Annotated in this window: 21 protein-coding genes and 1 pseudogene; 3 read left to right on the top strand and 19 right to left on the bottom strand. The window is 72.8% G+C overall.

Annotated elements, in window-relative coordinates:
• Window positions 1-29 precede the first annotated feature (29 nt).
• Window positions 30-1,130 carry an LCP family protein gene (locus ACIREE_RS29805; protein WP_404159092.1) on the top strand — a complete coding sequence of 367 codons (1,101 nt, stop codon included), beginning with the start codon at window positions 30-32 and terminating at the stop codon, window positions 1,128-1,130.
• Window positions 1,131-1,222: 92 nt separating this feature from the next.
• Entirely contained in the window at window positions 1,223-2,320 is a 1,098-nt protein-coding gene (locus ACIREE_RS29800) for a glutamate--cysteine ligase (protein WP_404158760.1), read from the top strand.
• A gap of 90 nt (window positions 2,321-2,410) precedes the next feature.
• On the opposite strand, the gene ACIREE_RS29795 is transcribed toward ACIREE_RS29800, so the two are convergent.
• The 18 genes and pseudogenes from ACIREE_RS29795 to ACIREE_RS29710 form a co-directional block, all read right to left on the bottom strand.
• Window positions 2,411-3,601 carry a serine hydrolase domain-containing protein gene (locus tag ACIREE_RS29795; RefSeq protein ID WP_404158756.1) on the bottom strand — a complete coding sequence of 397 codons (1,191 nt, stop codon included), beginning with the start codon at window positions 3,599-3,601 and terminating at the stop codon, window positions 2,411-2,413.
• A gap of 142 nt (window positions 3,602-3,743) precedes the next feature.
• A complete protein-coding gene (locus ACIREE_RS29790) occupies window positions 3,744-5,135 on the bottom strand; it encodes an NADase-type glycan-binding domain-containing protein (protein ID WP_404158754.1) in 1,392 nt (463 codons plus the stop codon).
• Window positions 5,136-5,140: 5 nt separating this feature from the next.
• Complete coding sequence (locus tag ACIREE_RS29785; protein ID WP_404158752.1) at window positions 5,141-5,704, bottom strand: phage tail protein; 564 nt, start codon at window positions 5,702-5,704, stop codon at window positions 5,141-5,143.
• Complete coding sequence (locus ACIREE_RS29780; RefSeq protein WP_404158749.1) at window positions 5,701-7,662, bottom strand: putative baseplate assembly protein; 1,962 nt, start codon at window positions 7,660-7,662, stop codon at window positions 5,701-5,703. Before ACIREE_RS29780 ends, ACIREE_RS29785 begins: the two co-directional genes overlap by 4 nt.
• Window positions 7,662-8,084, bottom strand: coding sequence for a GPW/gp25 family protein (locus ACIREE_RS29775; protein ID WP_404158747.1), 423 nt, complete (start codon window positions 8,082-8,084; stop codon window positions 7,662-7,664). The genes ACIREE_RS29780 and ACIREE_RS29775 overlap by 1 nt, the downstream gene beginning before the upstream one ends.
• Window positions 8,081-8,401: a PAAR domain-containing protein gene (locus tag ACIREE_RS29770; protein WP_404158744.1), complete on the bottom strand. Its 321-nt coding sequence runs from the start codon at window positions 8,399-8,401 to the stop codon at window positions 8,081-8,083. Before ACIREE_RS29770 ends, ACIREE_RS29775 begins: the two co-directional genes overlap by 4 nt.
• A 118-nt stretch (window positions 8,402-8,519) precedes the next feature.
• Window positions 8,520-10,346: a VgrG-related protein gene (locus tag ACIREE_RS29765; RefSeq protein ID WP_404158741.1), complete on the bottom strand. Its 1,827-nt coding sequence runs from the start codon at window positions 10,344-10,346 to the stop codon at window positions 8,520-8,522.
• Window positions 10,343-11,065, bottom strand: a complete 723-nt coding sequence (locus ACIREE_RS29760) for a LysM peptidoglycan-binding domain-containing protein (protein WP_404158738.1) — start codon at window positions 11,063-11,065, stop codon at window positions 10,343-10,345. Before ACIREE_RS29760 ends, ACIREE_RS29765 begins: the two co-directional genes overlap by 4 nt.
• 61 nt (window positions 11,066-11,126) lie before the next feature.
• Complete coding sequence (locus ACIREE_RS29755) at window positions 11,127-11,552, bottom strand: phage tail protein (protein ID WP_404158735.1); 426 nt, start codon at window positions 11,550-11,552, stop codon at window positions 11,127-11,129.
• Between the two features lie 99 nt (window positions 11,553-11,651).
• Complete coding sequence (locus ACIREE_RS29750; protein ID WP_404158732.1) at window positions 11,652-12,320, bottom strand: hypothetical protein; 669 nt, start codon at window positions 12,318-12,320, stop codon at window positions 11,652-11,654.
• 2,323 nt (window positions 12,321-14,643) lie between these two features.
• On the bottom strand, window positions 14,644-14,802 hold the full coding sequence (locus ACIREE_RS29745) for a DUF6760 family protein (protein WP_363197357.1): 159 nt from the start codon (window positions 14,800-14,802) through the stop codon (window positions 14,644-14,646).
• Window positions 14,799-15,302, bottom strand: coding sequence for a hypothetical protein (locus ACIREE_RS29740; RefSeq protein WP_404158729.1), 504 nt, complete (start codon window positions 15,300-15,302; stop codon window positions 14,799-14,801). Before ACIREE_RS29740 ends, ACIREE_RS29745 begins: the two co-directional genes overlap by 4 nt.
• Window positions 15,299-15,739, bottom strand: coding sequence for a phage tail protein (locus ACIREE_RS29735; RefSeq protein ID WP_363197359.1), 441 nt, complete (start codon window positions 15,737-15,739; stop codon window positions 15,299-15,301). The genes ACIREE_RS29740 and ACIREE_RS29735 overlap by 4 nt, the downstream gene beginning before the upstream one ends.
• A gap of 55 nt (window positions 15,740-15,794) precedes the next feature.
• Window positions 15,795-17,357 carry a phage tail sheath family protein gene (locus ACIREE_RS29730; protein WP_404158726.1) on the bottom strand — a complete coding sequence of 521 codons (1,563 nt, stop codon included), beginning with the start codon at window positions 17,355-17,357 and terminating at the stop codon, window positions 15,795-15,797.
• Between the two features lie 141 nt (window positions 17,358-17,498).
• A complete protein-coding gene (locus ACIREE_RS29725) occupies window positions 17,499-19,595 on the bottom strand; it encodes an AAA family ATPase (RefSeq protein WP_404158723.1) in 2,097 nt (698 codons plus the stop codon).
• Complete coding sequence (locus ACIREE_RS29720; RefSeq protein WP_404158721.1) at window positions 19,592-20,299, bottom strand: DUF4255 domain-containing protein; 708 nt, start codon at window positions 20,297-20,299, stop codon at window positions 19,592-19,594. The genes ACIREE_RS29725 and ACIREE_RS29720 overlap by 4 nt, the downstream gene beginning before the upstream one ends.
• Window positions 20,296-23,475: a hypothetical protein gene (locus ACIREE_RS29715; protein WP_404158719.1), complete on the bottom strand. Its 3,180-nt coding sequence runs from the start codon at window positions 23,473-23,475 to the stop codon at window positions 20,296-20,298. The genes ACIREE_RS29720 and ACIREE_RS29715 overlap by 4 nt, the downstream gene beginning before the upstream one ends.
• Window positions 23,476-23,641: 166 nt before the next feature.
• Window positions 23,642-24,262: pseudogene (locus tag ACIREE_RS29710) on the bottom strand (LuxR C-terminal-related transcriptional regulator); the annotation flags it as partial.
• A 314-nt stretch (window positions 24,263-24,576) separates the two neighbouring features.
• Between ACIREE_RS29710 and ACIREE_RS29705 the strand changes: the two are divergent.
• Complete coding sequence (locus ACIREE_RS29705) at window positions 24,577-25,914, top strand: hydrolytic protein (RefSeq protein WP_404158716.1); 1,338 nt, start codon at window positions 24,577-24,579, stop codon at window positions 25,912-25,914.
• Window positions 25,915-26,162: 248 nt separating this feature from the next.
• Here ACIREE_RS29705 and ACIREE_RS29700 read toward each other — a convergent pair whose 3' ends face one another.
• Window positions 26,163-26,561, bottom strand: coding sequence for an ATP-binding protein (locus tag ACIREE_RS29700; RefSeq protein ID WP_404158713.1), 399 nt, complete (start codon window positions 26,559-26,561; stop codon window positions 26,163-26,165).
• Between the last annotated feature and the right edge of the window lie 13 nt (window positions 26,562-26,574).

Below are 26,574 nucleotides of genomic sequence, written 5' to 3'. Positions count from 1 at the left end.
ACGACAGCGGAAACGAGCACCAGGCACACATGGCCGACGGCTCGGCGGTGCCCCCCTACGGGCCCGCGCGGGTACGCCGCGCCCGCCGCAAGCCCCGCAAAAAGGCCCTGCGCTACGTCGCATGGGGTGCCCTCGGCCTGGTCATCGCAGGCGGCGGCGGTACGGCCTACGCCTGGCAGCACCTCAACGGAAACATCCAGGGCACCGACGTGAACGCCGCCCTCGGAAAGAACCGGCCCGGCGAACAGCACAACGGCTCGATGAACATCCTCCTGCTCGGGTCCGACTCCCGGGCCGGAACCCACGGCCAGTACGGCCGCGGCGTCGAAGGAGCCCGCGCCGACACGGCGATGGTGCTGCACGTCGACAAGACCCACAAGAAGGCCTCGGTCGTCAGCATCCCGCGCGACACGATGGTCGAGCGGCCTCAGTGCGCGACGGGCCATGGCGGCACCGCACCGGCCGCACACCAGGCCATGTTCAACTCGTCCTACCAGGTCGGCGGTCCCGCCTGCACCGTCAAGACGGTCGAGAAGATGTCGGGCGTCCGCATGGACCACTACCTCGAAGTCGACTTCAAGGGCTTCCAGAAGCTCATCGACGAACTCGGCGGCGTGGACATCACCACCCACAAGGCGATCAACGACCCCAACAGCGGACTCTCCCTGAAGGCCGGACAGCACACGCTGAAGGGCAAGCAGGCACTGGAGCTCGTCCGCACCCGGCACGGCGTGGGCGACGGCAGTGACCTGGGCCGCATCCAGCTCCAGCAGGCCTTCATCAAGGCCCTGATCCACCGCGCCGACACCGTCGACCCGCTCAGCGACCCCGGCAAGGCCTACGACCTGGCCGACACCGCGACCAAGACCGTCAGCGCCGACTCCGGGCTGGCCTCCACGGACAAGCTCCTCGGCCTGGGCAAGGACCTGAAGGGCATCAGCCCCGACCACACGAACATGGTCACCATGCCGGTCACCTACGACACGCAGGACTCGGGCCGCGTGCTGCCGCTGGAGAAGGCATCGCACCAGGTCTGGAGCGCCCTGCGGCACGACCGCCCCATCCCGGAGGCCGCGACGCACGGCTCGGTGGCCGACCGCACGGATTCACCGGTGTCGGCGGGCGCCTGACCGGGCAGACGGACTCAGCTGCCTGCTAGAACGGACCCACAGATCGGTATGGGCCGGCAGGTTGCGCCCACTACTTCGTCGGGACGGTTTGCATGCGCAGTGTCGGTGTGGAAGAGGAACTGCTGCTCGTGGACAGCGAGAGCGGCGAGCCGCGGGCCCTGTCGCACGCGGTGCTGGCGATGGCCGCGCGCCAGGGGCAGGGCGACGACGAGGCGTTCGAGGCGGAACTCCACCGCCAGCAACTGGAGTTCGCCACCAGCCCGCGCGAGGCCATGTCGGAGCTCGCCCAGGAGATCGTCCAATGGCGCCGGGAAGCCGCGCGGCACGCGGAGACGCTCGGCGCCTCGGTCGCCGCCCTGGCCACGTCGCCGCTGCCGGTGAACCCCAAGGTCGGCACCGGGGAACGCCACCAGTGGCTCGCGGAGCACTTCGGTCTGACCACACTGGAACAACTCACCTGCGGCTGCCACGTACACGTCTCCGTGGAGTCCGACGACGAGGGTGTGGCGGTGCTGAACCGGATCCGGCCCTGGCTGTCCGTGCTGATCGCGCTGAGCGCCAACTCCCCGTTCTGGCAGGGCAAGGACTCCGACTACAGCAGCTACCGGAGCCGGGTATGGGGGCGTTGGCCGTCGGCGGGTCCGGTGGAGCTCTTCGACAGTGCCGACGCCTATCACGAGCAGATCCGCGCCATGGTCGCGACCGGTGTCCTGAAGGACCAGGGCATGGTCTACTTCGACGCCCGCCTCTCGGCGAACTATCCGACCGTCGAGGTACGCGTGGCCGATGTCTGCCTGGAGCCGTCGATGACCGTGCTCCTGGCCATGCTGGTACGCGGGCTCGTCGAGACGGCGGCCCGGCAGTGGCGGGCCGGCGAACCCCCTGCCGAGATCCCGGTGGCGCTGCTCCGGCTCGCCACCTGGCGCGCGGGCCGCTCCGGCCTGGACGATCAGCTGGTGAGCCCGGTACTCATGCGCCCCGTCCCGGCCCTCACCGCCGTGGAGTCCCTCTTCGAGTACGTCCGGCCCGCGCTGGAGGACTCCGGCGACTACGACGAGGCCCGCTCCCGCCTGGCCCGCATCCTGCGTGACGGCAACGGCGCGCGCATCCAGCGGGAGACCCTCGCGCGCACGGACAGCCTGCGGGATGTGGTCGACGAGTGCGTACGGCGCACCAGCAGCGCGGTGTGAGCACGCGCGGTGTGAGCACGCGCAGTGTGAGCACGCGCAGTGGAGCCGGGGGAGGGGCCCCGCCCCCGGCTCGTGCGTCGCGGCCCTCGTTCACTTCGGGCAGTACTCCGCCTCGATGACCGCCTGGCTGTCCCCCGACCAGTCGCCGTTGAAGTTGAAGGCCAGCGCATGCTTGCCGTCCGCGGTGGTCACGGCCTGGGACGCCGAACCCTGGATGTTGCCGCCGTGCCCCCAGACCGTGACGCCGCAGGACGGCGAGAACTTCATCAGCCCGAGACCGTAGGCCGTGATCAGACCGGCCCCGCTGACCGGGACCGTGGTCTTCATCTCCTTGAGCTGCGCCGCGGGCAGCAGCTTGCCGCCCAGCAGGGCCGAGTAGAAGCGGTTCAGGTCACCGGAGTCGGAGATCATCGCGCCCGCCGAACCCGCGGCCGACGGGTTGAGCTCGGTGACGTCATAGGTCGGGCCCGTCGGCTGCGGTGTCAGGGAGAGCTTGGAGTACGCGCGCGAACTCGGCGCCGGCATCGACGAGTTCGTGCGGGGGACCGAAGTGGCGTACAGGCCGAGCGGCTGGACGATGCGCCGCTTGATCTCGTCCTCGTAGGGGTGGCCCGTGACCTTCTCGATGATCATTCCGGCCAGGATGTAGTTGGTGTTCGAGTAGCTCCAGCTCGTGCCCGGGTCGAAGAGCGGCTTCTGGCGCACGGCGATGCCCACCAACTGCGCGGGCGTGTAGGTGTCGTAGCGGTGCTCGAGGAACTTCTCGGTGAAGCCCTTCTCCAGGAACTCGGGGTCGGAGGTGTAACTGGGCACCCCGCTGGTGTGGTTGAGCAGTTGCCGCACCGACAGCAGGCGGCCGTCGTTGCCGTTGCCCCGGACCACCCCGGGCAGCCATTTCTCGACCGTGCTGTCGAGGTCGATCCTGCCGTCCGCCTCCAACTGGAGCAGCACCGTCGCGACGAACGTCTTGGTCATGCTGCCGATCCGGTAGCGGTCGAACGCGGAGCGCGGCGCGCCCGTCGTGAGGTTCCCGACACCGGCGGCGCCCGGCCAGAGCGAGAACGCGTCCTTGACCTGCCCGGCGACCCCGGGCACCCCGGCCTTCACCGCGGCGTTCATGGCCGCTTGGGTCTGCGCGTGGCCCAAGCCTTGCACCGAGCTCCCGCCCGAGCTCCCGCCCGAGTCCTGACCGGCCGCCGCGGGTGAGGTGAACGATGCCGCGGTCAGCGCCGCGGCCGCCACCAGACCCACCGCGCCGATCCTTGCTCTGCGTACTGCCATCTGCTGCCCCTCTCAGTTGCTCGCTCCTCGAACTGGTGCTGTCCGGAAGCTAGGGGCAGCGACCCGGCCGTCGCTTCGTCGCGGTCGACGACGCGGAGCAGGGCATTCATCGGGGGCGACGAACGACTCTGGCGGAGGCCTGTCAGGCGCGCTGGAAGAACTCCACCTCCGCGAGAGCGATGTGGTGGCCGCGGGTCAGCCCGGCGGGGGCTTCGAGGGTGAGGCGGATGCGCGTCACCTCGCTGATGCCGACCTGCATCGTCTGCGAGCCCGCCTTGTCGCTCAAGGAGAACTCCTTGTGCTCGATCGCGCCGTCCCGCCCCGTCACCTCGGCGTCGATGCGCAGGGCCCGTCCCTCCTGGGCGTACTCCTCGGCGGACCTCGACGCGCCATTGGTGATGACCACGTCCAGCAGCCGGAACGGCTTGTCGAACGTGTACGTGACGGAGGCGCCCGGCCCTGGCACCGCCCAGTAGTGGTTGCTCACCCCGTCGGTGGTGTTGGCCGCCGGATGCCCGGGCACCGCCGCCGTGGCGGAGACGCTCGACGGGGTCACCGCCTTGGCCTTGCCGAGTTTGTCCCGGGTGTCCTCGAACAGATGGCGTCCGGCGGGGAGCAACAGGAAACCGGCCGCGCACAGTGCAAGGACGACGGCGAGAATGATCAACAGCCGCACCATGCGGCCCGATCCGGACCGGGTGCGCCGCCGGAACGGCCACACCGTCCGCCACCACGGCAGGGGAGCGGCCGTCGCGGCCGGGGCCAGCGGCGCGGCACACCGCCGGCAGAAGCGACGGCCGGGCGGGTTGGGTGTCCCGCACACCGGGCACGGCGGACCGGAGATGTCCTCGTCCGCCGCGACGGGACGCACCACGGGGCGCGGGGTGACCGCCCGGCCGGGTTTCACCGGTTGTGGCGCGGCGGGGGCCTGCGGCGGCACCGGGCGGCCGGGCGCGCTCGGACCAGGGCCGGCGCCGGAGGCAGGGGCAGGCGCGGCGGTCGAGGGAGGGGTCGCCGGCTTGGGCGGCGCCCCGGCGCTCGCGTCGGTGACGGGCAGTGGGCGGGGCGGGGAAGAGGGCAGGGGCGGGGGCAGGGGCGATGCGCTGGTCACGGGGGTGTGGGCCACCGGGGCACCGGGGGACCGTGGTACGCGGGATGTCGGTTCGGGGGCCGGTTCGGGGGCCGGACCGGAAGCCGGAGCCTCCATCGACCCGGACGGGCCGCCCGCCCCGGACGGTGCCGCTGCCCCGGACGGCCCCGTCGAGCTGGACGTCCGTGCCGTGTCCGGGAGATCGCCGCCGCGGTCCGGGCCGGGCGTTCCGGACGGCTCCGCGCCGGTCGCAGGGGCGGGAGACGTACCGGCGGCAGAGGCGGGCGGCGCAGCGACGGTACCGATGTCCGCCTCCGGCTCGGCGGACACCCGTGCCGAGCGGCCCGCCGCGGCCTCGTCCGACCAGCCCAGGTAGTTGCCGCAGTTGCCGCAGAAGTCGTCCGTCTCGCCGTTGGACGCTCCGCAGGCAGGGCACTCGCGCATGGCCGTCACCTTCCGTCGTCGGTGGGCGGTCCGGCCAGGACCTCCACCCGGTATGCCGTGTGCACCGGGCACAGGGCCCGGACAAGTTCGCGCACCCGCTCCGCGTCGACCTGTGCCGTCCGGTCGGGCCAGACCCGGATCAGCACTTCGGCGTCGGGCGCGGGGGGCAACTCCGCTTCCGCTGTGCGCGACCAGGCCGCCGCGCCGCCCCCGACCACGTCCGCGCCCACGCCGAGCACCAGCCGCAGCGCCTCGGTCAGGCCGCGCGCGGTGCCGCGGCCACGATGCAGTTCCATGGCACGGACCGTGGCCTCGCGGCGCAGTTCGAGCGGCCAGCGTGGGTCGTCGGCGCCGCCGACCCACGAGGCGAGCCAGGCCAGGAAGTCGGCCGGCGCGACCCGTGGATCGAGGTAGGCGGGCAGGTTGTCCAGCGTCGCGAACACCGGCGCGAGGACCGTGTCGAGCCCGGCCGTGAACCGCTGGGCGAAGTCGTCCTCGGCGTACAGCGCGGGCAGTTGCTGCCCGATGGGGTACCGGCTGGGCAGGCCGGGGACCGCGGACCGGCTCATGCGCGGCCCCCCGAGTCCGCGACGCCCACGACCACTTGATGCTGGTACGAGAAGACGAGGGTGCCCGCACCGATGTCGATGCGGTCGGCGGGTGAGCCGCGCCGCCCGGTGATCGGATCGGCGGCGAACAGCCGGATGTCCTCCACCAGCACGTCCTTGGCGGCACGTTGCAGCACGCCGAACACCTCCCCGTACTGCACCGGCCTCCCGAACTGCCAGCCCGTGCCGTCGGGTCCGCCGTGCAGGGGGTTGAGGTGGCGGAAGAGGGCGGCCAGCGCCGCCTCGCGCACCCGGTCGGTCTCGCCGGCCGGTGCCGTGAGCCGGGCGACGACGGTGACGCCCTGGTAGACCGGCGGCTCCACGATGAGCCGGGTGCCGATCAGACGCCGCTCGTCGAGCGCTTCGGTGATCGTGGCGAGAACCTGGTCGGAGGGGATCAACTGCTCGAAGCGGAGCCGGTCGTCGCCCTCGTCGGCCACCGCGTCCGGCACGACCAGCACCCGTACCGCACCCGGGCTGTCGGCGGCGGGCAGGCAGCGCACCCGGCGTACGGAAGGCGCCGCCCGGCGGGCGATGATCTCGTGGTCCTCGGCGGTCACCGCGCGTTCCTGCATCCGCAGCGCCTGCGGGGCGCGCAGCTTGGCGTTCTCGACGCTCTCCCCGGCGACGCCGCCGAGCGCCGCCTCCCGGTTGTCCACCCGGGCGACGTACGGCACGGAGCTGCGCAGCACATTGATCGCGCCCCGGGCCACGTTGCCGGCCGGGCCGCCGCCCGTGCGGTAGCGGGCCACGCGCACCTGGGCGCCCTTCGGCGGTACGGCCCCGCAGGCGCGCAGGGTGCCGTCGGCCTCGCGGAGCACCGGTGGGAACGTGAACTCCCCTGTGGAGGCGTTCACTTGAACGTGCCGGTCCTCCGGGCCCGAATGCCCGAAGTGGTCCACGACGGCCCAGCGTCCCCACCCCTCGGGCGAGGACACCTCCACCAGCGGCGGTTCCCCGTCGAGCAGCACGGGCGGGCGGTCGAGCCGGAACGACTGCCCGGCGACACCTTCCGACGTGCCCAGCGGCACATCGGTCACCGTCTCGGCGTGCTCCGCCCGCATGGTGCCGCCGACGGTGAACACCGACGCCTCGCGCACCGTGGGGGACTCGGAGTAGAACGGCTGTCCTGGCTCCGCCTCGACGACCCGGCAGCGCAGCCAGCCGGCGCGCGTGCCGCCGACGACCGACGCCGTGTGCCCGGCCGGCACGTACACGATGACCTCGCCCGGCTTGTTCAGGCCGCCGGTCGAATCCTCGCCGGTCTCGCAGCGCTGCCAGCGCCCACCGTCCCACGCCTCCCACACCAGCGGGGGCTGGCGCGGGTCCACGCCGACTCCTTCGACCTGGCTGTCCAGACGCACCGCGACGATGCACCGGGGCACGGCCGTCGGCAGCCCGAACAGCAGCGCGTCGCCGGGCTCGGGCGTCGCCTGGAAGCACGGCACGCCGTGGCCGTCGGCGAGCGCACCGGTCCTGTCCGTCTGCTCACCGCTGCGCGGCGCGGTCACCAGGCGCGTCAACTCGCTGGGCAGGATGCTCAGTTCGCCGGTGGTGGCGAACACCACGGCGTCCTCGTTCTCCCCGGCCGCGGTGGTGACCTCGGTGCCCGCGCTCAGCGTGACCGCGTCCGGCTGCGGGGCCGACAGCCAGAAGTCGATCTCGGCGCCGGCGGCCACGGGCGGGAACAGTTCGATGCCCAACAGGTCGAGGAATGCCAGGTAGTTCTTGTCCGGGACCCGGTTCAGCCGGTACAGCAGCTGGTCCACGAGGTAGGCGAACGTCTCGATCAGCGTGACACCGGGGTCGGACACGTTGTGGTCCGTCCACTCGGGAGCGCGCTGCTGCACGTACCGCTTCGCCTCGTCGACGAGCTGCTGGAACCGTCGGTCGTCCAGATTGGGGGAGGGCAGGGCCATCAGTTGCCGACCGCTTCCTCGGTCCCCTCCTCCGAGGGGATCGTGTAGAAGGGAAAGACCAGGTTGCGCCGGTCGTTGGTGGTGCGCACGGTGTAGTGCACGTCGATGTAGAGGGTGCCGGCGTCCACCGAGTCGAAGGCGACGACCACCTCGTCCACGGTGACCCGCGGCTCCCACCGCTCCAGCGCCTCGCGCACCTGCTGGGCGACGCGTCCGGCGGTGGCGCCGTCGCCGGGCGCGAAGACGTAGTCGTGGATGCCGCAGCCGAACTCGGGCCGCATCGGCCGCTCGCCGGGCGCCGTGCCGAGGACGAGCCGGATGGCCTCCTCGATCTCCCGCCCCCGCTCGACCATGGCGATGCCACCGGTGGGGCCGACCCGCAGCGGGAACGCCCAGCCCCGGCCGATGAACCGTTCGCTCACAGAACTCCCCCTATCTGTACGGTCAGTGCGCCCGGCAGGAGCTGGGCACCGCACGCCGCCTTGTCGCCCGCCCGGGCGGCGGGCAGCCCGCCGATCAGGACCGTGCCCCCGACCAGGTCGGCAGGGTCGGGCACGATCACATTGGTCAGCAACAGCGCGGCGTGCGGCACGATCGGGCAGACGTGCAGGCTGCCGACGACGGCCGCCGGCAGACCGCCGATCAGCACGCTCTCGACCGCGAGGGCGGCCGGGGGCGGCGGGGTGGTGACGCGGCCGCCGTGGCTGGTGGGGTCACCGGTGCGGGCTGCTGCGGGCATCGAGGCTCCTTCGCGCGAGGTCGGGGACGGTTCCGGTGTCCGGAAGTCCGGAAGTCCGGAAGTCCGGAAGTCCGGAAGTCCGGAAGTCCGGAAGTCCGGAAGTCCGTGAAGTTCAGGGTCAATTGATCTTGATGAGTTTCGCCTTGAGGATCCCCATGAGCCCGCCGTCGACGGCGACCTCGGAGCGGCCGGTCACAGCCACCTTGCGGCCGCTGACGTCGACCCTGGACTGGCCCTCGATGTTCACCCTGCGCCCCTTGATGTTGACCTCGCCGCGCCCCGCGTCGAGCGTGATGCCGTCCTTCTCCATGACCAGCGACGTCGCGACCTGCCCGGCCGCCCGGTACACGGTCACCTCGATCCGGTCCTTGCGGTCGTCGAGCGTTACTTCGAGACGCTTGTCCCCGGTCATCAGGCGCAGCCCCGAAGGGCCGGGGTTCGGGGCGTCGAGCAGCTCGACCCGGTGCCCCGAACGCGACACCACGGAACGGCGGTTGACCTTCCCGCTCGTCTTGTCGATCAGCGGCACATCGTGCGGCGAGGGCTTGTCGACGCCGTTGTAGAGCCCGCCGATGACGTACGGACTGTCGAGCAGACCCTGCTCGAACCCGACGAGCACCTCGTCGTTGACCTCGGGGCTGACCACGCCGCCGCCGCCCTTGCCACCCCACTGCACGGTCCGAACCCAGTCGCTCACATAAGTGTCGTCCAGCCAGGGGAACTTGAGGCGTACACCGCCACGGTCCGCACCCGTCGGCTCCTCCCGCACATCCGTCACCACGCCGATCGCCAGACCCGGCAGACGCGGGCCACGACCCGGCGCGTTGGCCCCCGTGACCAGACCGGTCAGTGAGCGGTCCGGGCTCGAACTCACCCACACCGTGGTGCGGTAGCCGCCGTGCGGCTCCACGACGTGCTGCACGGCGGTCGCCGTGTACCGCCCGGAGAACGCCTTGCCGACGTTGCCGAGCGCGATCGGCTGCCCGGCGCGCAGCAGCGGGTTGCCCTCCACGACCGCCTCCAACTCGGCGAACCCCGAAGCCACTTGCTCGGCCGTCGCGCGCGCCACGGCCGTCGTCTCGGCCTGCGTGCGGTACGGGGTGTCGGTGACGGTGAGCTGGGTCGCCTTGCCGAACCGGTTGACCGACGCCGGGTCGAGACCCGGCACCGCGGTACCGCTGACCATGGACGCCTGCTCCGCGACCAACTGCCGCTTGGTGGTGACGTCCCAGCCGCGCACCTGCACCTTGGAGGCCGCGTCGGCGGTCGTCAGGGCGGCGCGCAACGCCAGCAGGTTCCCCCCGTACTGCAAAACCATCGGGTTCGTGGCCGCCGGCGTCGACGGCGCGGGCGCCCCGGAAGCCCGCAGCGGCCGGGTGAACTGCAGCACGCCCTTGTCGTCGACGCGCACCACGGCACCGCACTCGCCCGCCAGGTACTGGAGGAAGTCCCAGTCGGAGACATTGGCCTGCGACAGCTGCTGGTGCGTGACGGCCGGCGCCTCCACCTTCCCGACGGCAAGGCCGGCAGCCGTCGCCACCTTGCGGATGATCGCGGACGTCGTCATGTTCCGGTACGCCACCACTTTGCGGCCGCGCTGGAGGCGGTGCGTCTTGGAGTAGGCACGGACGACGGTGAACGTACCGGTGCTGTCCCGGTCCAGTTCGAGGGCCGTGACCTCGCCGTTGAAGAGGCGCTGGCGTGCCTGCCCCTTCACGGTCACCATCGACACCCGCAGCGGGGTGCCGATGGTGATGCCGGTCGCGGCCAGGAACTCGTGGTTCGGGTCGCGGTAGCTGAGCACAGCCATGTCGGGCAGGCCGACGTTCTCGTCCACCACGCAGCTCACCAGCTGCGCCACCCAGGCGCTCGGCAGCTCCGCGGGTGCCTCGACGACGGGATCGGCCGCGAACGACCGCCCGCCGCGTGCCTCGGGTGTCGTCATGACTCCTCCTCGTCCCACGCGTTCCGGACACCCGGCACCACGAGCTCGGTGCCGGGGACCAGCGCCATCGGGTCATCGATCTCGTTGGCCTCCGCGATGGCCCGCCAGGCGGTCGCGTCCCCGTACTCCCGCCAGGCCAGCATCGCGAGACTGTCGCCCGCCACGACCGTGTGCGTACTGCGCGCGGTGCGCGATCCCGACGTCGGGTTCTGCCCCGGCGGATCGACGCTCGCCTCCTCGATGGAGAGCGAGCAGTTGGCCCGCAGCGGCTTTCCGTCCACGTCGAAGAGCGTGTACGACACCGACAGGCTGGACATGACCCCGTCGAACGACGTGGTGCGCGCGGTACCCCACTCGAACCGCACCCAGGGACTCGCCGGCTTCTTGCGCCCCAGGCTCGCCGGGGTCGGCACACACGCCTTCATCAGCTTCTCCACCGCCTGTTCCACGGAGTTGTCGTGGGTGGCGGTGGCGTCCAGGAACACTTCGAGGCTCAGGCTGCGCGGCCCGCTGCCGACGAACTCCGGCAGCGCGGACTCGCCCGCCATCCGTGAGGGGGTGCGCCGCCACTCGGTGGACTTGCTCAGCTGCAGCGTCGAGGGGTTGAACTGGAGGTCGAGGCGCGCGATCGTGCCGCCGGGCCGCGACCCGACCGAGGTCGGCGGCTCCTTCAGGGTGAGCTGGGCCCTGGCCCGGCCGGCGCGGCCCGATGGGGACATGACGTGCGTTCCTCTCCGAAAATGTGCGGGGCCTCTGCGAACGGCGGGTCGGCAGTGCGGTTCAGGAGGGCGACAGGCCTTCGTGTGCGATCTCCAGCGTCTCCACCGCCGCCGCGGAGTTGGCCGGGTCGAACGACGGCCCCTGCCAGCGCACGGGCACGATGCCGTAGACCTGCCAGCCGATGATCCGGCTCAGGTCCGGCCGCAGCGCGACGATCTCGCCGTCCTTGGGCTCGACCCGGCGCAGCGTCTCGTCGAGCCAGCGCGCGATCTTCGCGGTGTCGGTCGTGACGGGCCGGGTGAGCGTGATGTTCGACCAGGTGACACGGCCCGGCAGCTGCCAGGAGAAGCCGTTGTTGCCGCCCTCGGCATAGCTCTCCATCTCGACCTCCGCACCCATGCCGGAACAGGTGTGGAAGGCGCCCAAATCGTTGCCGCCGATGGCGAGCCGGAAGAACACACTCGTAGCGAAGATGTTGTCCGTCATGTGTCCGTCCGTCGTCCGTTCTTCGTGCGGTGCTCGACCGTGTTCGTCTGCGCTCGTCTGCGCTGGTCCGTGGTCGTTCCTGATCGGGCGGGCCCGAGGTCAGCGGCGGCCGTCGGCGGGCCTGCCCGTCCGGTCCCGGCCCCGCCGTAATTCGGTACGCAGCAGGCGGGACACCGGGTCGATCAACCGACGGGCCAGCTCGTCCAGTTCGGCACCGGGGGGCGGCGTCGCCGCCTTGCTTCCACCGTCGCCGCCCGTGCCCTTGGCGGAGGCCTTGCCACCCTGGGCCGCCTCGGTCTGCGTCCCCATGGTGGAGGTCGTCGTGGCCGACGCCGTGGCGCCGTCTCCTCCCGTCGGGGCGCCGCCCACGTCCCGCTGGACGACCCGGGCCGCGGGGCGCACCACGGGAGCGGGCCCGGCCCCCGAACTCTGGGCGGGCCGGGTCGTGAACGTCGGCTGAACCGGCGGGAGTTGTGACCGAGGGGCGGTCACGGGCAGCGCGCGGGTCGGCGCCTGGGCCGGTGCCGAGGCGGCCGGGTGCGATACCGGCACGGCCGGGGCATGGGCTGCGGCGGGCTGCACGAGGCGGGGCGGGGCAACGCCGAGAGGGGCGCGCTGGATGTCCGGCGCGCTGCCACCCGGGGTCTGGGGTGCGTGCCCCCAACGGGGTACGACGACAGGGCGGACGTCGGCGCGCGGAGTGGGCGCGGCCACGCCGTCGGCCGCCCGCGTGCTCAGGGTGAGGCGGCGCGCGGGAAGGAGTTGCACGGTGGGCCGGAGCGTGGGTTCGGTGGGGGCAACGGAGGTCCCCGGGGCAGTCACGGCCCGTGCGACGACCAGGGGCGCGGCGGGGGATTCGCTCCCGGCTCGCCGGGGTGACGCCGCGTCCGGGTACCCGGTGCCGCGCACCGCGCTCGTGGTCGTAAACCGCTCTTGGGGGAGCGGGCCGACGGGCTGAGCGGTTGTGGGGGTGGCGGTCCGGCGTTGTACGAGTTCGCCGGGTGTGCCGGGGGCGAGCGGCCCGCTCGGGGCAGCGGCGTGCGGCGCGGCGGAAGGTGACGGTGGCGATACGCCCGTGGCGGGCGAGCGGCCCAGCAGGGGAGCCTGCCCGGTTGCCCCGGGGGTGGCCGTCGGTGGATGTTGCGGGGCGCGCTGTACGGGAGTTCGCGCGGGCGGCGCGTTCCGCGGCCCCGGGCCCGCGGCAGGACCGGGCGTCTTGGCGTCGGCCGGGAGCGCGGGCAAGGGCGCGCCGAGTCCAGTACGGGCGCGCGGCCGGGACGGCTGGGCCGACGGGAGGGGTGCGGAAGGTCCCGAGGCGGCGGACGGGGACGTTCGGCGTTCGGCATGTGCCTGGTCCGAAGCCCCGTCGGCCGGGCCGCCGTCCGTTCGGCTCTGCACCACGGGAAGGGGGGACGGACGCCCGGCAGGCGGTGTCACGCCCCCCGGGGCCGAGGTGACGGCTGTGGACGGAAGGTCGGACAGCGGCGCGCCCAGCGGCGGACGGCCGGCGATCTGCCGCCGCTGAACGTCCGTGCGGGGAGCGTCCGCGCGGGGAATGGGGCTTGGCGACGGCGCGGCAGCCGGGGTCCGTTCTGCGGGGATGGCGGGAGCGAGCGCCGGTATCCGGCGCACCGGCACCGCCGTGCTGCGGGCGACGATCAGCGAGCGGCCCGAGGGGGTCGGGCGGACGATGCGCGAAGAGGACCCCGGTCCGACGGACCCGGGGTCGCGCGGTTCGGTCCGTGTGCGTGCCGCTGCGGACGGAGCCGTGGCTTCTGTACGGGGTGCGTGAGGTGCGGGGCGGTGCTCCGGGGCCGGGGTCGCGGGCAGCGCCGTGCTCGTCCGGCTCTCAGGTACCACCGCCACCCGGCGCACCACAGGGAGGCCGGGGGCCGCAGCCGCGGGAGTACTGCTCGGTGTGCCGGGCTGTGGCGTGGAGGACGACGAGGGTGCGGCTGTGTCCAGCACCGCGGGGGACTGCGAGGACATGAGGGCCCGCTGCACGGGTGCCCCGCCGGACGCGAACGCGGGCGCCGGGGCGGCCCGACCTGGGCGGGGAACCGAGACCGAACGGCCCTGCTCATCCCGCGAGTCGGTGTCCTCCTCAGGGGCGCGCGTGGTCCGCGATGCGGTGGCCTCGCGGCTTTCGTCCCCGGGCGCACCGGAGCCGGACGTCGCCTCGCGGCGCCGCACCGTGCGCGAGCCGCGCGCAGGAAGCGGCGCCGACGGAGCACCGCTCTGCACGCTCCCGTCGCCCGGCGCACCGGAGCCGGACGTCGCTTCGCGGCGTTGCACCGTGCGCGACCCCGGCGCGGGAAGCGACGCCGACGGACCACCGCCCCGCACGCTCCCGTCACCCGGCGCGCGGCGCTGAACCTGCGGCAGCTCTCCTGGGGACGGTGCCGCAGAAGGTCGGCCGTCCGGTGTCCGGCGCTGAACCCGCGGCGCCCGCTCGGCGTCCCGGCGCTCCGGCCTCGTACGTTCGGAAGCACGGCCGGAAGTACGGCTGGAAAGTGAGCCCGAGCTGGGCGTGGGGTCGGGCGTGGAGGCGGGCGGGCGGGCGCCACCCGGTACCCGGGGCACCCCTTCACGCGCCACCTCGGCACCGGTGGGCGCGGGTCGCCGGACCTGCGTCAACTCCGGCCGCGCGGGCGGCTTCGGTGCCACAGGACCGACCTTGGCGGCGCCCTCCGTGACGTCGGGCTCCGCCCCGTCCTGCCGCAACGCGCGGAGCAGCAACGGACCGCCCTCGCTGTGCGTGGGCCGAGGCGCGGCCGGGCGGGCGACCCCGCCCACGAGGCCGGCCGGAGCGGAGGGCAGCAGCCCGTGCGCGAGACCCGTGTCGAACGACGGATCGCGCCACGCCGCCAGCTTCGAACGGAAGACCAGGCCGTCACTGACCGCCAACGGTGCGTGCGAGACGGTGAGTTGGGGCCCACCGGCATGCCGCCAGCCGCCGTCCCAGCCCTCGGGCACCCCGACGGGACCCCGCTCCGGCGTACCGGCGTCGGGGCCGGGACGCGGCGCGGCCGGGGTCTGTGCCTCGACGGCGCGCCCCCTGCGACGTGCCCTGTCCCGCCATGCCATGCGCTCAACCGCCTTCGTTCACACGGGTGTTGATACGGGCGATCTCGGTGACCCACTCCCGGCGTTCGCCGTGGGTCAGGTCGAGGATCTCCTCGCGGGGCCAGTGGAAGTGGTAGGCGATGTACGCGATCTCCTCCCGCAGCCGGGGGAGCGCGTACGTCACGATTCCCCCAGGCGCCCACCCGAGAGGTCGACCTCGAAGCCGCCCTCGCAGTGCGGGCACGTGACGGCCGCGCGGGTGTGGCCCTCGCTGTTGACGCGCCGGTAGAAGTCCTGGAGGAACGCCACATCGGTGGCGTACATCCGCTCCACGATCCCGGCGTGCACATCGGTGATCGTGCCGATCCGGGTGATCACCTGGCTGAGCAGCACCACGCTCAGATACGCCGGGTTCTCCTTGACCCGCAGGTCGATCTGGGGCCGCAGCTCGTCGCGTGCGGTGGCCAGGCGCATCGCGCCGTGCCGGTGCACCGTGCCCGCCTCGTCGACGTACCCGCGCGGCAGCTCGAAGTCGAACTCCGTGCGCAGCCCGTGGTCCTGATGGGAGGCGGGAGGGGGAGCGGGGGAGGCGGGCACGGGGGCCGCCGCCCCCGCCTCCGCGGCAGGCGCCGTGGCCTGGAGGATCTCCTCCAGGTTGCCCGCCGTCACCGTACGACGCCTCATTCGACGACGATCTCCTCGAACACGATGGTCACCGACTCGGTGGCCGCGGAGGACTCGCCCGCCTTCAGCGAGGGGCCCTCCCACTTGGACGCCCAGCCCTGCAGCAGCTGGATGCGGCGGACGGTCTCGCCCGTGGAGTCCTTGATCTCGATGGTGAGGTTCTGCCGCGCCGTGTCGACGGCACCGTTGTTGAGAGTCTCCTTGATCCACTTCGTGAACTCGCTGCTCTGGTCGAGTCCGCGGGTGATCGTGATCTCACCTGCCTGCCGGGCGCCGGGCTGCTTGCGGATGATCTGCTTGCCCTCCGCGCTGACCTGGCGGACCTCGACGACCTCCTCCTCGACGGTCAGACCGCTGATCTCCTGGATCGACTCGACCAGGTAGCCACCGAGCTGCACGCCGAAGATGTGGGTGGAAAGAGCATCGCCCTCTGCCATGACTGTCTGTCACCTTTCATTGCTACCGCGGAAGTTGAGGCCGCAGGGGCCGGTATCACTCGTCGACGAGGCTGGTGCTGTCGGAGAACTGGGCGAGCCGGAACACCACGAACTCGGCGGGCTTCACGGGCGACACACCGATCTCGCAGACCACCCGGCCCTGGTCGATGGACTCCTGCGGGTTGTTGTCGCGGTCGCACTTCACGTAGAACGCCTCCGTGGCGGTCTGCCCGAACAGCGCTCCCCGGCGCCACTCCTCGGTGAGGAACGCGCTGACGTTGCGGCGGATGCTCGACCACAGGCGGTCGTCGTTCGGCTCGAACACCACCCACTGGGTGCCCAGGAGGATGGACTCCTCCAGGTAGTTGAAGAGGCGGCGCACGTTCAGGTAGCGCCAGGCGGGGTCCGAGGAGAGGGTGCGAGCGCCCCAGATCCGGATGCCCCGGCCGGGGAAGGCGCGGACACAGTTCACGCCGATCGGGTTGAGCAGGTCCTGCTCGCCCTTGCTGAGCCGCAGCTCCAGGTCGACGGCGCCGCGGATGACCTCGTTGGCGGGCGCCTTGTGCACACCGCGCTCGGCGTCGCTGCGCGCCCACACACCGGCGACGTGACCGCTCGGCGGGACCGTGGTGTTGTGCCCGGCCGCCGGGTCGAAGACGCGCACCCACGGGTAGTAGAGGGTGGCGTAACGGGAGTCGTAGCCCGCCTCGTCGTTGCGCCAGGTGCGGACCTGCTGCGCGGAGAGACCGGGCGGTGTGTCCAGGACGGCGACGCGGTCGCCCATCTGCTCGCAGTGCGAGATGACGGCGAGCTGCACGGTGCGTACACCCTCGGCGTCGATGTCGCCGCGCTCGAAGGCGCTCATCAGGTCGGGGACGGCGACCATCGTGATCTCGTCGATGGTCTCCAGACCGGAGAAACCGGTCCGCGCGCCCGCGTCACCGACGTACTCGGCCGGGTCGAGCCGCGCCACGTCACCCGAGCCGACGGGGGCGGGCGCGGCCGGCGCGTCCGGCACCGCCACCGTCTGCGCGGCGGGCTTGCTCTGGCTCGCGCCGCGCTGCTCGGTGACCTCGATCAGCTTCGAGGCGCGGGTCTGGCTGAGCAGGTAGCCCTTGACGTTCTTGCGGGTGGAGGCCTCGTAGGTCTCGGCGACCTGATCGCCCTGGCGCACCAGCACCTTGAAGCGGTCCTCCGGCGGGTTCTCCCCGTCGGGGTCGGCGATCTCCACCGACACGCCGCTCACGCCGGGCCGCGCCGAGACGAGGAAACCGCCCAGCTCGACCGAGGGTGCCACGGCCTGGTTCCGGGCTCCGGCGGAGCCGTTCACGGCCGGCGCCGAGGTGTCGTCGGCGGAGCCGCCGATCCGCACGATGTACGCGGCGCCGCCGCCGTTGGCGAAGTAGCCGTACACGGCGTGCGGCAGATACGTGCCGCGGGTGAAGCCGCCGAACTGCCGGCTGTACTGGTCCCAGCTGGTCACCAGTGTCGGTGCGTGGAACGGTCCGTCCTCGGCGAAGCCGACGAACGCGGCGACGGCGGTGCCGACCCCTTCGATGGGACGAGCACCGGACTGCACCTCCTCCACATACACACCTGGGGTGAGGTACGTCGGCATGCTCGCTCCTTCACGGGTCCTGCGGTCCGGGTCGCTCCCCAGCCTTTCGGCTGCCCGATGCCGGCGGCAGAGGACTTCGGGCCTGCGCGGGGGCAATCGCCCTGCCCGCGCGGGCGCCGGGACCGGTCGCCGCGTGCAGGCTCAACGGCCGGTGACCTGCGTCAGGTAGGGACCGAACTCGGCTTCCAGGACCAGGCGGCCGAGCTTGCGGTACTCCTGGGCGACCGCCGCCACCACCTGGCCCATCGTCAGGTGCGTGCCGGACTCGGCCGACAGATACGCGGCGGTCACCGCGCAGGACCGGATCGAGCCGCCCGCCAGCTCGAAGCGGGCCGCGCAGAACGGGAGATCCAGATCGTCGGCGCGCGGCAGCCGGTCGCCCAGACACCGCTCCCACAGGGCCAGGCGCTGGGTTTCGTCGGGCACCGGGAAATCGGCCACCACGTCGAGGCGCCGGGTGAACGCCTCGTCCAGGTTGGCCCGCAGGTTGGTGGTCAGGACCGCGATGCCGTCGAAGGACTCCATGCGCTGGAGCAGGTAGGCCGACTCGATGTTGGCGTGCTTGTCGCGGGAGTCCTTCACCTCGGAGCGCTTGCCGAAGATCGCGTCGGCCTCGTCGAACAGCAGCACCGCGTTGACGGCCGAGGCCTCCGTGAAGATCCGCTCCAGGTTCTTCTCGGTCTCCCCGATGTACTTGTCGACGACCGTGGACAGGTCCACCACGTACAGGTCCATGCCCAGATCGGCGGCGATCACCTCGGCGGACATCGTCTTGCCGGTGCCGGACTCCCCGGCGAACAAAGCGATCACCCCGCGCCCCCGGCCGCCGCCCGGACGCATGCCCCACCCGCCCAGTACCTGGTCGCGGTGGCGGGCGCGCACGGCGAGTTCGCGCAGTCCCCGATGGGTCTGGGGCGGCAGCACCAGGTCGTCCCAGCCCACCGCCGGCTCCACCCGGCGGGCGAGCCGCGCCAGGCCCGCGCTGTTCTGCGCCCGCACGGCGGCCCGCAGATCGTCCGGTCCCAGCGGGCCCCCGGCCAGCGCGGCCGAGCGCAGCGCCGCCTCGGCCGCGCGCCGCAACTGCCCGGAGTCCAGGCGGTGCGCCGCGACCGACCGGGCGAGGAGTTCGACGTCCGCGTCGGGGGCGCCTTCGTCGGCGGCGACCTCCAGCGCGTACCGCCACCGGGCGGCCTGCTGCTCGGGGGAGGCGCCGGTCACCGTCAGGACCACGGGCGTCCGGGCCGCCCAGGCCGGGTCCCAGCCGTCCGCGCCGTAGGTGAACAGCGGAATGCCGGTCAGCGCCGTACTCAGCGTGCGCAGTGCGCCGGCCCGTTCGGAAGGCTTGTCGGGCAGGTCCTCCAGCGGGCCGACGATGATCCCGGCGCCGGTCAGGCGGGCCTCGCGGGCGGCGGCTCCGGCCAGCTCGGGCAGATCACCCGGGCGCCGGGCGAGCGCCGCCGTGTCCAGGACCAGTGGGCGGCGCCCGGACGCGCGCAGGGCGGCACCGGCCAGGCCCTCCGGGGCACCGCCACGCGCCCGCAGGTGCACATGGCCGGTGCCGCTGGCGGCCGCCGCGGCGGCCTGCCGGACCTGCGCGGCGTCGACGGTCGGGTCGACCGTGTCCACGCCGAGCACCGCCGTGAGGCGCGCGTCCGGCACGGAGCTGCCGAGCAGATGCGCGGTGACCCGGTCCGGTACGGCCAACGCCCGGGAGAGCGGCGGGCGTTCGGGCTCGGTGACCTCCAGCAGACCGCCCGCGACCAGCGGGGCGCCGGGCGCCAGCCGGAACCGGCCACCGGTCAGTCCGGTGTGCCCGCACAGTTCGAGGGCGAGACCGACCGTCGGCCGACGGCGCGTCAGATCGTCGTTGAGGTAGCCGTAGAGCCGCTCGAACCGCGCGTCCAGGTCCGGCGCCAGCGCGATCAGCAGCAGATCCACGTCCAGCCGCGTCAGACCGAAGTCCTCTGCGAGAAGGGCGAGGACCGAGCCCGGCGGCGGTTCCTCGGCCGGGAGCGCGGGCAGTGCGGGGCCGGCCGGTCCGTCGAGGATCCCGGCGACGGCGTCGGGCGTGAGGTACTGCCCCCGATAGGGGTCGTCGGGATCGGGGTCGCCCGCGCGCCGGACCGCCACGGCCTGCCGCACCCGCTCCTCCACCGACCGCAGCCGACGCAGCAGGAAGGGCGTCCGCTCGGTGTCGGTGGGTTCGGTGGGCGCGGCGGGTTCCACGGTGTACGTCACGGCTGGCGGTCTCCTCCTCGTCGTCGGCGCGCGGGCTGCGGGTGCCGGTCCCGTGAGCCGCCGAAGCCCTCCTGGCCCGGGTCGCTCACCTCGGTGTAGCGCAGGCGGCGCGCGGCCTCGTCGGCGTCGGGGCCGGACCGCGGCACCGAGCGGACGAGGAGCCCCTCGGTGACCGGCGGCGCCACGACCCGGCTGATCCCCGCGAGCGGCGCGCGCACCCGTACCCCGAGCGACGGCTTCAACTCGCCGCCGAGCGCGGACCACACGTCGGAGGCGGCCGGCGCGTCGAGGCCGGTGCCGCCCGCGTCCACGCCGACGGTCAGGCCGAGTTCGGCGAGCGAGCCGGTCAGCATCTCCGGCCCCAGGGTGTCGGTGGACACCAGGCACGCGAGCACCTGGGACAGCAGGCGGTGCTCGTCCTGCGGCCGGCTCGCCCACGCCGTGACCAGGTACGTCAGCTCGAACCAGCGGGCGGGGGAGCGCCGCGCGACGACGAAGCCGTCCTCGTCGTACACCTCACCGCTGCTGCTGCCGCGCCGCGTGTTGTCCTCGCGGATGTCGTACAGGAACACGCAGACGGTGGGGGCGCTGCGGCGGGCGGCCCAGTCGCGGGTCGGCGCGTCGAAGACCACCTCGACGCCGGATGCCGCGAGCCCGGCCCCGTCGAGCAGCCGGCGCAGCCCCTCGTCGACCTCGTGGATCATCGGCGGGTCACCTCGTCCGGGGGCTGCACGCTGCCGTTGACGACCAGGAAGTCCGTCTTCACCGGGGAGAATCCGGGACCGCTCGCGGTGATGGTCCGCGGGCCCGTCTGGTCCTTGGTGAGGATCAGCAGCTGCCCGATGAACGTGCCGTCGCGCAGGGGCACGGTCGGGGCCGCCGCGGCGGTGATGCCCGGCTTCCACTTGAAGCGGACCGGCGCACCCGGCGGGAAGTCCTTGCCGCGTACCGAGGTCACGAAGCCGGGCTTGCCGATCGGCGGCACCGCGACGATCTTCGGCTGGAGGATCTTCAGCCGCTGCCGGGCGGAGTTGTCGCCGAGGTCGGCGTCCGTGCCGGTGGTCGTCAGCGTGCCCGTGACCTGCGTGGTGACGGCCCTTCTCGGAGTGAGTACGACCTGGAGCTCGGCCCGCGCGCCCTGGGCCAGATCGGGCAGCGCGCACACCCAGCTGCTGTCGCAGCCCGCGGGCGGCCCGTTGTTCGGGATACCGGTGGGCAGCCCGAGGCGCAGCCGCAGCCCGGAGGCCAGCGCGTTGCGGCCGTTGCTGACGGTGTAGGTGACGACGACGCGGCCGCCCACGTAGCCCGGGTTCGGCTGCGCCGTGACGCGAACCCCGGGGCCGGCCTTCGGCGCGGGCGGTTCAGCAGGCGGCGGCGCGGGCGGTGCGGGCGTCGTCGGTGGCGTCGTGGGCGGCGTCGGGCTCGGCGACGGGTCGGGCGGCGTGGGCGCCTCGCGCACCGGCACGACGGTCCGGTCGGTGTTGTCGCCGGGGTTCGGGTCGAGGACGGCGCCGGTGACCGACCAGTCGACCGGCTGGGTTCCCGGTGTGACGCCGGTGAGGGTCACGGTCACGGGGACGGTGCTGTCGGGCGGCACGACACCGAGGTCGCAGGTGAGCGCGGCGGGGTCACAGCTGCCCCCGGGGGCGGTCAGGCCGGTGATGGTGACGCCCGTGGGCGGGGCGACGGTCAGCCGGGTGCCGGGCGACGCGGCGGGCCCGTGGTTGACGACGTCGACCTCGACCGTGCCGGTGCGGCCGACGACGATGCCTCCCGTGGTCTCCGGCGCCTGCACCGCGAGGTCCACGGACTGCTGCACGCTCGGCTCTTTCTGCCGCCCCGGCAGCTGCGTGGTGAGCGGGGTCAGCGTGCCCGAGTCGACATCGACCCGGTGCAGCTTCTCGGGGCTGTTGGCAGCCACTTCGGAGCGGGAGCTGATCACGAGGCTCTTGCCGTCGGCCGTCCACGCGGCGTCGCGCGGCTGGAACGGGCCGGTCGCCGTCGTGTCGGGCAGCTCGCGGCCGCACGCCCCGGGCAGTCCGCGCGCGGCGGCGGGCAGCAGGACACGGCAGTCGCCGCCGTCCGCCGAGGTGAGCAGGATGCCGTTGTGTTCGTCGGTCCGGCCGGCGCCGTTCTTCCGGTTGAAGGCGATGGTCGTCCCGTCCGGCGAGAACGCGGGGCTGTCGTCGATGACCTCACAGGCGCCGGGGCAGTTCGCGGCGCTCAGGTCGTGTTGCTGGTCGAGGTGGTCCACCGGCACGGTCCAGATGTGCTTGTTGCCGCCTCCGCCGTCGATCACCTTGTTGCGGGTGAAGGCCAGCGTGGTGCCGTCGGACGACCAGGTCGGCTGGGCGTCGCCGCCGGTGGCCTCGCCCGCGGGCGGGGTGATCTCGCCCTTGAGCGCCCCCGTGGCGACGTCCGCGATCAGCACGCGGCTGGGCCCGGCGGCGTTCCCGACGCCGCCGGGCGAAGTCCGGGTGAACGCGAGGGATTTACCGTCGGGCGACAACGTCGGATCGGTGTCCCAGTCCTTGTCGCCGAGCCCGGCGAGCGGCACGCGCTGCTTGTTCATGCCGTCGGCGTCGATCAGCCAGATCCGCTCGACGCGTGCGGCACCGGTGCCCTCGAAGACGGTCACCACGATCCGGCGGCCGTCGGGCGTGTAGTTCTGCCGCTCGGTCCACGGGTCGTGGCCGGCCGCCGGCTGGAACAGCGGATCCTTGGCCGGGTCGGTGTTGGTGTCCGCCGCCGGGTCCTCGTTCAGGATCACCAGATTGAGGTCCCGCGGGTCGGAGCCGTCCGACCGGATGTCCTGGAGGGTCACCACGTGCGGGCCCGCCGCGGTCGTGCGGTCCACGACGGCCGTGCCGCCGCCGAGCGGACCGAGCCAGGTCACCGAGGTGACCTCGCGGTCCTCGCTGAGCACCAGGTCGGGCGTCGCGTCCGAGTGCGCGGTCACCCGGAAGACGTGGTCCCAGTCGCCCTCGCACGTGCAGGTGCGGTTCGGGCTGAGGAAGAGCAGACCGTCCCCGTCGGGCAGCCACGCTGCCCCGTGGGTCCGCCAGTCGGCCTGCGCCCCGGACAGCAGCGGACCGCCCCCGCCTCCGCCGCCGGCCGTCCAGCGCAGCCGCGGACCGTCCGCGCCGGTGGCGGTGTAGGCGATGATGTCGCGGTTCTCGTCGTCGTTCACGGGGTTCCAGGCGGGCTCGCTCGCCGTGCCGCCCGCCGGATCGGTGACACGCCGGGCCGCCGTGCCGCCCCGCAAGGGCCGTACGTAGATCTGCTGCCCGGCCACGGGATCGCCGTCGCCGGAGTAGGCGAGCCGCTCTCCGTCCGGTGAGAGCGTCGGGTGTTCCTCGTCCGCGGGCGTGTCGGTCAGCCGGGTGAGACCGGACCCGTCGGTGCGTACGAGCCAGAGGTCGCGCTGGGTCCCGCCGCCGGTGCCACCGGGCTCGGCGGAGTCGAAGACGACCGACTGCCCGTCCGGTGTCAGCTGCGGGTGCGCGGCGTCCCGGCCTTCGGTCAGTTTGCGCACCGACCCGTCGGCGGCCCGTAGATACACCTGCGGGTTCTTCTCGTCCCGGCGGCTCGCGAACACCAACTGGTCGCCCAGCGCGGACGGTTGCACATCGGCGTGGGCCGGCCCCGTACCGAACAGCGGAGTGCTGGACTCGGTGCTCTCGACCCGGCCCAGGCTGTGGTGCCGGGTCCCGGCGTACGCGATCCGCGTCTCGGCGGTGTCGGCCGCCACCGCCCGGGTTCCCGCGTCGCCCGGCCCCGCGGCCGCGGTCACCGCGAAGAGCGGGACGAGCAGCAGCAGTGCCGTGCCGATACGCCCCGCGCGGTGCCGCAGACCGCCGGATCCATCCGTGCCTGTCACGGTCCACCTCACCCGTCGAAAACCGTCCTCGCACATACGCCTGCCATCCTGGGTGTCGTCGGCCCCCGCGGAGCAGGGCCGACGGGACGCACCCGGGGGAAGCAGCGGGTGGGTGTTCGGGCAGTGACCGGGCGGCGCCGCGGCCGCCCGGCCTCCCGACGGTGTGTCAGATCAGGCCGTTGCGCAGCGCGTAGCCGACCGCGTGGGCACGGTTGCGCAGTTGCAGGCGGGTGATGATCTCGTGCAGCACGTTCTTGACGGTGCGTTCGGAGTACGCGGTCTTGCGGGCGATCTCGGCGGTGTCCAGGCCCTCCGACACCAGACGCAGCATCTCCGCCTCGCGTGAGGTCAGCGTCGACAGGGACGTGGCGCGCGGGTCGAGCGTGGAGCGCTGCAGGCTGCCCACGTGGGTGAGCAGCTTGGCGAGCAGATCGCCCGGCAGCATGCCCTCGCCATTGGCTATCGCCAGGACCAGGCGCAGCAGCCGGTCCTGGTCGGCCTCGGCGCGCCGCAGTACCGCCGCGACCCCCGCGTCGATGGCACGCTGCAGCGCGTCCCCCGACTCGAACGTGCCGACCACAAGACCCGTACGGGTGCCGGAGTTGTGCCGCAGCCGGTTCAACAAGGCGGTCGTCTCGTCGTCCACGGTGTCGACGGTCACCAGGGACACCTGCGCGCTGTCCGCGTCGGCGTCGTCGGTGAGTTCTATCTCGGGTCGCTGTCGTAACTGCTGCACCACACCCACGTAGAGAACGGGATCGGGTGCGTATACGGCGACGGACACGCGCTCGGGGCGTTCGGTGGGCGCGGTCCAGCGGATGGTGCTTGCGCGAGAGGAGTGGGCAAAACTGCTTGCCTGGGGGCAGGTCATGTTCGGTACCTGTTCTTTGCAGCGTGTGGGGGTCAGGGCGGATGGCGCCACAGTGCGGTGCTGGGAGTCGTGAACAGGCAGGCGGTGCACGGCAGTTGTGTGAGCCCGGTGCGGACCGGCCGAAGCCGCCGTGAAGGAAGCCGGCGGGAGCTGCCCGGGGCATCGCGGCTGCCCGGGGCCTTGCCCTCACGCCTCTCCAAGGGGCCGGGGCCGCGGCATAGCCTCGCCGCGTGACGTCTCCAGCAGCCTCCCCCAGTCCCGGTGCGCCCGGCCTCGACATCCCCGAGGTGTCAGTGACGCCCGGCGGCACCGCATCCACCAGCCTGACCGTCCGTAACGACAGTGACATCGTCGAGGCGTACCACCTGGAAGTCGTCGGCGACTGCGCTGCCTGGGCGACTGTGGAACCGGAGCGTCTCTCGCTCTACCCGGGCACCTCCGAGACGGTGACGATCCGCCTCGATCCGCCGCGCTCCCCCGAGGTGCGGGCCGGTGAGCTGCCGCTCGCCGTGCGCATCCTGCCCACGGAGCACCCCGAGGCGGTCCGGGTGCCCGAAACCACCGTGCGCGTCGAGGAGTTCCGGCAACTGCGCTCCGAGATCGCGCCGCGCCGCCGCCGCGGCTGGCTGCGCGGCCGCTACCGGCTGGCGCTGCGCAACGAGGGCAACTGCCCGGTGCAACTGGGCTTCACGCCGGCCCAGCCGGGGGAGGAGCTGGGGTTCGCGCTGCGCCCGACGGTGCAGAAGCTGGAGCCGGGCGAGTCCGCCGAGGTGGGCCTGCGGGTGCGCATCGGGAAGCCGGTCTGGTTCGGCAGCCCCGTGGTCTGGCCCTTCACGGTCGCCGTCGCCGAGACCGGTGACGGCGTCGAACAGCGCGAACCCGCGGCGGCGCTCGACGTCCGCGCGCCCCTGGACGCCGAGTTCGTGCAGATACCGATCTTCCCGAAGTGGCTGCTCGCGGTGCTCGCCGCGGTGCTCGCCCTGCTGCTCGCCTGGTTCACCCTGGTGCGGCCCGCGGTGCGCAGCACGGCCAAGCAGGCGGCCGACGAGGTCGTCCAGCCCAGGCCGACCCCGGGCAGTCCGGACGGACAGGGCGCGGGGGGCGGCGCGGACCAGCAGCCCGGCGGTGGCGGATCGAGCACCCAGCCGGGTACCGGAGGTGACGGATCGGGTACCGGGACGGGCACCGGAACCGGCACCGGAAGTGCGGGCGGGCAGCAGAGCTCGGCCACCATCGACCTGCAGACGGGCAGCGGCGCGAACAAGACCGGCACCTACACGGTGCCCGCGGGCAAGGTGTTCGGGATCACCGACATCGTCGTCGCCAACTTCCAGGGCGACGAGGGGGTGTTGACCATCAACTTCGGCGAGCGCAAGATCACGACCATCGCGCTCGAGACGTTCCGCAATCAGGACTACCACTGGGTCACCCCCATCAGGATCACCGAGAACGACACGGTGACGGCCCAGGTGACCTGTGCGAAGCCGGGCACTCCCGCCACGGGGCGCCGTGCGCAGGAATGCCACGAAGTGCTCAATGTGAGCGGTGTGCTCAGCAGTACCAGGTGAACCAGGCGTCACTGACATGGTCGACGAGAGGGGGCGCGGTGCAAAGCGAAGCGGCCACCGCGCGTCCGGAAAATGGACCCCGCGCCCACTCCGCCGGGTGTCCTCTTTCTCACCCTATGTTCTGGTGCCATCGTTGCAATACCCGGCTGTGGTGGGATGACGGGCCATGGATTCCCGAGAGAAAAATGGCCGATTCAAGGCGTTACCCCTGAAGCAGAATGGTCAGAACGAGCCGGTTCCCCGCAGGTTCAACGGTAGGGAGCGGTGTCCAGTGCGACGAATATGGTCTTGCCCCCGTCGTGCGCCTCGACGGTGACGGTGTGCGCCAGGTCGTTGACCAGCATCCAGCCGAACCCGCCGGGGACGGTGGGTTCGTGAGGTCTGGACAACGGCGCCTGCGGGCTGCGGTCGCTCACCTCGACGAGCAGGGCGCTGTCGCGCACGCGGGCGCTGAAGCGTGTGATGCCACCGCCGTGGCGCAGCGCGTTCGAGGCGAGCTCGCTGGCGATCAGGAGCGCGTCCTCATGGAGACGGCGGGCCTGCTGCTGGGGCAGGCCCGCGCACAGGGAGACCAGAGCCGCGCTCGTGTCGGCCCGAGCCTGTGAACATGTGAAGCGCTCCGTGTCGGACGCGTCCGGAGCACCCACAAGACCTCCTCCA

This window comes from Streptomyces sp. NPDC102467, assembly GCF_044765445.1.
Lineage (GTDB): Bacteria > Actinomycetota > Actinomycetes > Streptomycetales > Streptomycetaceae > Streptomyces.
Note: the sequence above shows the minus strand (reverse complement) of the source record. Positions and strands in the feature narration are given on the sequence as shown.

Bases quoted from the DNA above. Each gene is read 5' to 3' on its own strand.
- ACIREE_RS29765 (WP_404158741.1), bottom strand. From the start codon at position 10,346: ATGACGACACCCGAGGCACGCGGCGGGCGGTCGTTCGCGGCCGATCCC.
- ACIREE_RS29760 (WP_404158738.1), bottom strand. From the start codon at position 11,065: ATGTCCCCATCGGGCCGCGCCGGCCGGGCCAGGGCCCAGCTCACCCTG.
- ACIREE_RS29740 (WP_404158729.1), bottom strand. From the start codon at position 15,302: ATGAGGCGTCGTACGGTGACGGCGGGCAACCTGGAGGAGATCCTCCAG.
- ACIREE_RS29790 (WP_404158754.1), bottom strand. From the start codon at position 5,135: ATGCGCGAGTGCCCTGCCTGCGGAGCGTCCAACGGCGAGACGGACGAC.
- ACIREE_RS29770 (WP_404158744.1), bottom strand. From the start codon at position 8,401: ATGCCCGCAGCAGCCCGCACCGGTGACCCCACCAGCCACGGCGGCCGC.
- ACIREE_RS29735 (WP_363197359.1), bottom strand. From the start codon at position 15,739: ATGGCAGAGGGCGATGCTCTTTCCACCCACATCTTCGGCGTGCAGCTC.
- ACIREE_RS29755 (WP_404158735.1), bottom strand. From the start codon at position 11,552: ATGACGGACAACATCTTCGCTACGAGTGTGTTCTTCCGGCTCGCCATC.
- ACIREE_RS29785 (WP_404158752.1), bottom strand. From the start codon at position 5,704: ATGAGCCGGTCCGCGGTCCCCGGCCTGCCCAGCCGGTACCCCATCGGG.
- ACIREE_RS29720 (WP_404158721.1), bottom strand. From the start codon at position 20,299: ATGATCCACGAGGTCGACGAGGGGCTGCGCCGGCTGCTCGACGGGGCC.
- ACIREE_RS29800 (WP_404158760.1), top strand. From the start codon at position 1,223: ATGCGCAGTGTCGGTGTGGAAGAGGAACTGCTGCTCGTGGACAGCGAG.
- ACIREE_RS29780 (WP_404158749.1), bottom strand. From the start codon at position 7,662: ATGGCCCTGCCCTCCCCCAATCTGGACGACCGACGGTTCCAGCAGCTC.
- ACIREE_RS29805 (WP_404159092.1), top strand. From the start codon at position 30: ATGGCCGACGGCTCGGCGGTGCCCCCCTACGGGCCCGCGCGGGTACGC.
- ACIREE_RS29795 (WP_404158756.1), bottom strand. From the start codon at position 3,601: ATGGCAGTACGCAGAGCAAGGATCGGCGCGGTGGGTCTGGTGGCGGCC.
- ACIREE_RS29730 (WP_404158726.1), bottom strand. From the start codon at position 17,357: ATGCCGACGTACCTCACCCCAGGTGTGTATGTGGAGGAGGTGCAGTCC.